Origin of the sequence: Dietzia sp. Cai40 (genome assembly GCF_014145165.1) — a bacterium.
GTDB lineage: Bacteria > Actinomycetota > Actinomycetes > Mycobacteriales > Mycobacteriaceae > Dietzia > Dietzia natronolimnaea.
Map to the genome: position 1 here is coordinate 1 of NZ_JAALEB010000371.1, position 4,989 is coordinate 4,989.

The window sequence follows — 4,989 nt, forward strand, 5'->3', positions numbered from 1 at the left end:
CGGTGCCGGAGGCCTCGCTCACGACCGGGGCACGGCCGAGGGCCTGCAGTGCCACGGTGCGGGCGAGCTGGTAGTTCACCGGGCCGGAGGCGCCGGGCCCGGTCATCGCCGACCCCATGGAGCCGAGCATCTGCCCGAACTGGGAGAGCATCTGGCCGAACTGACCGAACTGGGAGGGGTCGAAACCGCCGGGGCCGCCCGGGTCGCGGCCCCGGTCGTCGTCGCGACCGTCGTCATCGGAAGCGGAGAAACCGAAGGGCTGGTTCATGCCACAACGGTACAGCCCGACGGGTGCGCAGGTCCGGGCGCGACGTCACGGTTCCGCCCGCGCGGACTACCCTTGCCCCCGTGAGTCGCCGACTGCTGACCCTCCTCGCCGCTCTGGTCCCGGCGGTGCTGCTGCTCGTCCTGGCCACGTCGGCGACCGTGCCGCTCGTGGCCATGGGCCCCGGGCCCACCTACGACACCCTCGGGGAGGTCGAGGTCGAGCGTGGCGACGGGGTGGAGACTGTCCCCGTCGTCGAGGTCAGCGGGCGTGAGGCGGACGAGACCTCCGGAGCACTACGGATGACGACGGTCGCGGTCCGCGACAACCTGACCCTGCTCGACGCCATGAGGTTCTGGCTGGATCCGGTGCAGATGGTGGTCCCCCGCGACCAGGTCTTCCCCCCGGAACGGTCGAGGGACGAGGTCCGCGAGTCCAACGCCGCGGAGATGGTGGGGTCGGAGAACTCGGCCGAGGCCGCCGCCTACGGGTACCTGGGGATCCCGATGCAGCCCCGGGTCGAGGCCGTCGACCCGGAGGGCGCGGCGGCCGACCTCCTCCGTGAGGGCGACATCCTGACCTCGATCGCCGGGGAGCGGGTCTCGGATTCGACAGCGGTGGTCGAGCAGGTCAGCGCCCACCGTCCGGGCGACGAGGTCCGGATCGGGTTCGCCAGGGACGGGCGCGAGGAGACGACGACGACGACGTTGCAGCCCGCCGGACCGGACGGCGATCCCGACCAGGGCCGCCTGGGCATCCTCGTCGGCGACACACCGGCCGACGGGACGGACGTCGAGATCAACATCGACCCGAACGTGGGCGGCCCCTCGGCGGGGCTGGTCCTGGCGGTCGCGATCGTGGACAAGCTGTCCCCGGGCGAGTTGACCGGCGGGGCCGAGGTCGCCGGATCGGGCACGATCCGGGTCGACGGAACCGTCGGGCCGATCGGGGGGATCACGCACAAGATCCGTGCCGCCCGGGATGCGGGGGCGACCGAGTTCCTCGTCCCCGCCGGAAACTGTGCGGAAGCCGTGCAGGACCCACCGGGTGGCATCCGCCTGATCGAGGTGGACACCCTCCGGGGCGCGCTGGAGGCGCTGGAGGAGGCCGTTTCCGGGGGAGAGCCACCGACCTGCGGGTGAGGCGACGCTTTTCCGTAAGGTGGGTTCCACGAGCATGTCCGCCCCAGCAGTCCAGGAGCTTCCCCGGTGTCCGTCCGCCCACCCGGTAATCCCGGTCGGCCGATCGCGATCTCACGTCGCGGCCGAGCCGTCGCCATCTCCATCGTCATCCTCATCGTCCTGATCCAGGTACTGCCGAGGATCAACTCCACCTACACCAACTGGCTGTGGTTCGGCTCGGTCGACGCCACCAGTGTGATGAGGACCGAGCTGCTCACGCGGATCGGTCTGTTCGTCGTGGTCGCCCTCCTGGTGGGACTCGCGATCGCCGCGGGGATCCTGCTGGCCTTCCGGTACCGGCCGGTGTTCCTGGCACAGCCGGGGATGCCCGATGCGTTGGCGAGGTACCGGGCGGCTCTCGGCGACTCGCCGGCCAAGACGGTGCTGTGGGTCCCTGTCGCGATCGGCCTCCTCGCCGGTTCGGTGGCGCAGTCGGGCTGGCAGTCGGTCCTGGCGTTCTTCAACTCCACGCCGTTCGGTCAGACGGATGCGCAGTTCGGGCTCGACATCTCCTTCTACGCCTTCGAGCTGCCGCTGTGGCGGTCGATCGTCACCTGGCTCATGGTGGCCGTGGTCCTGGCGTTTATCGCCAACCTCGTCACGCACTACCTGTTCGGTGGGCTCCGTCCCGGAGCGCGTGAGGGTGCGCTGACCCGCGCCGCGCGGATCCAGCTGGTCAGCCTCGCCGGACTGTTCATCCTGCTCAAGGCGGCCGCCTACTGGCTCGACCGCTACGAGCTGCTGTTCCGGGAGAACGCGACGTTCACCGGTGCCGGACACACCGATGTCAACGCGCTGATCCCGGCCAAGATCTTCATGTTCTCCGTGGCCATCGTCTGCGCGATCGCCTTTTTCTCCGCGATCGTGATCAGGGACCTGCGCATCCCCGCGCTCGCTACCGTGCTCCTGCTGTTCTCCGCGCTCGTGGTGGGCTCGGCCTGGCCGCTCGCCGTGGAGCAGTTCTCCGTCAACCCCAACCGCGCCGAGAAGGAACGGGAGTACATCGCCCGCAACATCGAGGCCACGCGGGCCGCGTACGACATCGGGGACGACCGCGTCACCTACATAGAGAACTGGGGCTCGGCCGACCCGAACCCGCGGGAGGCGGGCTCGGACGTCACGACGCTGTCCAACGTCCGCGTGCTCGACCCCAACGTCCTCTCGCCCACGTTCACCCAGCTGCACCAGCTGCGGAACTTCTACGGCTTCCCCGAGACGCTCGGCATCGACAGGTACACGATCGACGGTGAGATGCGGGACTTCCTCGTGGCCGCCCGTGAGCTCAACCCGGAGTCCCTGCAGGCCAACCAGCGGGACTGGATCAACCGGCACACCGTCTACACCCACGGCAACGGCTTCGTCTCCGCGCCCGCCAACCGCGTCAACGAGATCGCGGACGACGCCGGCTCGGATCGCGGCGGACTGCCGAACTTCCAGGTCTCCGACCTCGAGGCCATCGCCAGTGGTCAGGAGATGGTGATCCCGGTGACCCAGCCGCGGACCTACTTCGGTCCGCTGATCGCCCAGTCCGACCCCGACTACGCCATCGTCGGCGACAACGGCGAGGGCCCGCGCGAGTACGACACGGACACCCAGCAGTACACCTACACCGGCGAGGGCGGGGTCCCGATCGGCGGCTGGATCAACCGCACGGCCTACGCGCTGAGGTTCGCCGAGCGCAACATCCTGCTGTCCAGCCTGATCGGCGACGACTCCAAGATCATCTACGACCGCGACCCCCGCGACCGTGTCCAGAAGGTCGCCCCGTGGCTGACCACCGACACCAATACGTACCCGGCCGTGATCGACGGACGGATCAAGTGGATCGTCGACGGGTACACCACGCTCAAGACCTATCCGTACGCCGAGCTGAGTTCGCTGGAGGCGATGACGGCGGACTCGACCAACGAGGCCGGCGGCCGGGTGCTGCCGGACGAGGAGGTCTCGTACATCCGCAACTCGGTCAAGGCCACGGTCGACGCCTACGACGGCACGGTGGACCTCTACGCGTTCGACGAGTCGGACCCGGTGCTGCAGACCTGGATGAAGGCCCTGCCCGGCATCGTGCAGCCGCGGGACGCGATCTCGGAGGAGCTCGAGGAGCACCTGCGCTACCCGGAGGACCTGTTCAAGGTCCAGCGTGAGCTGCTGGCCAAGTACCAGGTCGACGACCCGGGCCAGTTCTTCACCAACGACGCCTTCTGGTCGGTGCCCTCCGATCCCACCGTGACCTCGTCGATCCAGAACCCGACCCCGCCCGCGGGCGGGCCGGCCGGCGGGCCGGCGGGTGCGCAGGCCGCCAACCGAGGCCCGGTGGAGGGCCCCAGTCAGCCGCCGTACTACGTGGTGGTCTCCGACCCGACCGATCCCGAATCGGACGAACCGTCGTTCCAGCTGATCTCCGCGTTCCGCGGGTACGAGCGCGAGTTCCTCGCGGCGCACATGTCGGCGAGCTCGGACCCGGACACCTACGGCGACATCACGGTTCGCGTGCAGCGCCCCACCGAGCCCCTCGCACAGGGACCCAACCAGGCGCAGGACATCATGATCGCCTCGCCGGCGATCGCCGAGGACCGCCGGCTGTGGGGTGAGACCGCCGAGATCACCGAGGGCAACCTCCTGGCGCTGCCGTTGGCCGACGACTCGGTCCTGTACGTGGAGCCCATCTACACCCAGCGCAAGGACCAGGACTCGGCGTTCCCGCGGTTGCTGCGCGTGATGGTCTCCTATGACCGCGCGGTGGGTTATGCGCCCACGCTCTACGAGGCACTGCGCCAGGTGGGCATCGAGGCCGACCCGGACGTCGTGCGGATCGACGAGAGCGGTGCGGCCGAGGCCGAGGCGGAGGGTGAGGTCGCGGGCGCGTCCCGGCCGAGCGTTCCGCGCCCGGCGGCGCCCGCCACCGGCGGTGGAGACGACGCCGAGCGGGCGGCCGCGGTGCGGGACATCAATCAGGCGCTGAACGCGGTCCGTTCGGCACAGGGCGGTGACCTGTCCGCGCTGGGACAGGCTCTCGAGGATCTGCAGGAGGCGGTCGATGCCTACCAGGCCCTCGGGAACTGACCTGACCAGGGGATATGTCACCCCCGGTGTGAGTTAGGTCATGTTCTGTTCGTTTCGCGTCCACCGATTTGCCTTCCGCGGTGACTGGCACGTAGTGTCATAGACGCAAACGACGCGGGGTGGAGCAGCTCGGTAGCTCGCTGGGCTCATAACCCAGAGGTCGCAGGTTCAAATCCTGTCCCCGCTACCACGATGAGGCCCCCTGACCGGGTGAGAATCCGGTCAGGGGGCCTTTGTCGTTCGTGCGACAGGGCGCCGCCTCGGGCATGGGGATTGCGCGCCCCTGTTGTTAGTCACTAACATTCTGGGTATGGGTCGGTCCGAGCAGACGCGCGAACGACTGCTCCGTGCCGCCCTGGAGCTGATGGGTGACCGCGGGTACGACGGCGTCACCACGGCGGCCGTGGCCGGACGGGCGGGCGTCAGCGAGATGACCCTCTTCCGCCACTTCCCGACCAAGGCGGCGCTGCTCGTGGACGA

Annotated in this window: 2 protein-coding genes, 1 tRNA gene and 1 pseudogene; 3 read left to right on the forward strand and 1 reads right to left on the reverse strand. The window is 69.3% G+C overall.

Going from position 1 to position 4,989, the window contains the following annotated elements:
- Positions 1-268, reverse strand: a pseudogene (locus G6022_RS13670) (zinc-dependent metalloprotease); the annotation flags it as partial.
- 80 nt (positions 269-348) lie between these two features.
- Here G6022_RS13670 and G6022_RS13675 point away from each other — a divergent pair.
- The 3 genes from G6022_RS13675 (at position 349) to G6022_RS13685 (ending at position 4,699) form a co-directional block, all read left to right on the forward strand.
- Entirely contained in the window at positions 349-1,407 is a 1,059-nt protein-coding gene (locus G6022_RS13675; RefSeq protein WP_182640084.1) for a PDZ domain-containing protein, read from the forward strand.
- 66 nt (positions 1,408-1,473) lie between these two features.
- Positions 1,474-4,509, forward strand: coding sequence for a UPF0182 family protein (locus tag G6022_RS13680; RefSeq protein ID WP_182658195.1), 3,036 nt, complete (start codon positions 1,474-1,476; stop codon positions 4,507-4,509).
- A 113-nt stretch (positions 4,510-4,622) separates the two neighbouring features.
- A tRNA-Met gene (locus G6022_RS13685) sits at positions 4,623-4,699 on the forward strand.
- The last annotated feature ends 290 nt before the right edge of the window (positions 4,700-4,989 follow it).